This window comes from Hymenobacter terrigena, from assembly GCF_054776515.1.
In genome coordinates this window covers 1-623 of the sequence record NZ_BAAHBU010000013.1, presented here as the reverse complement: position 1 = coordinate 623, position 623 = coordinate 1, and the positions used below count along the sequence as shown (strand labels likewise).

2 tRNA genes and 1 rRNA gene are annotated in these 623 nt (G+C 49.6%); all 3 read left to right on the top strand.

Going from position 1 to position 623, the window contains the following annotated elements:
* Positions 1–120: ribosomal RNA gene (locus tag ACYU7Q_RS21845) — 16S ribosomal RNA — on the top strand; the annotation flags it as partial.
* Between the two features lie 130 nt (positions 121–250).
* Positions 251–324 (top strand) — tRNA-Ile (locus ACYU7Q_RS21840).
* A 36-nt stretch (positions 325–360) separates the two neighbouring features.
* Positions 361–437: transfer RNA gene (locus ACYU7Q_RS21835), tRNA-Ala, on the top strand.
* The last annotated feature ends 186 nt before the right edge of the window (positions 438–623 follow it).

Sequence of the window (623 nt, the reverse complement as noted above, 5' to 3'; positions counted from 1 at the left end):
AAAGTCTGGTAGACCTGAAGCCGGTGCTCCGCAACGAAGCCGGTTAGGGTAGAACAGGTAATTAGGGCTAAGTCGTAACAAGGTAGCCGTACCGGAAGGTGCGGCTGGATCACCTCCTTTCTGGAGCGGCCTTGCTCACGATGTTATGAAGTATATAAGTAGAGCTTGGAATCTACTCTTTGTTTGTTTCCTCATTCAAATAATTTTTGAATACGGATTCTACGTTTGCCTTCGGGTATCGTCGAAACCCGGGCTTGTAGCTCAGGTGGTTAGAGCGCTACACTGATAATGTAGAGGTCCGTGGTTCGAGTCCACGCAGGCCCACTAGTACTAGCGGGACCGCTGCTGGATACGAAACTCGGGGGATTAGCTCAGCTGGCTAGAGCACCTGCCTTGCACGCAGGGGGTCAACGGTTCGAATCCGTTATTCTCCACCATATAATAACGAATCAGCTCAATTGGAATTGATTCACGAAACTGCTAAATACCAGAGCAGTACACGTTCTTTGACGTAAGGGGTAACAAAAACGAAGCGTAGCGCGCTTGCCTTCAGCGATGGAGGAATTAACGAGCGTTGATTACGAAACAAGAAGTAAGCAAGAGCACACGGGGGATGCCTAGGG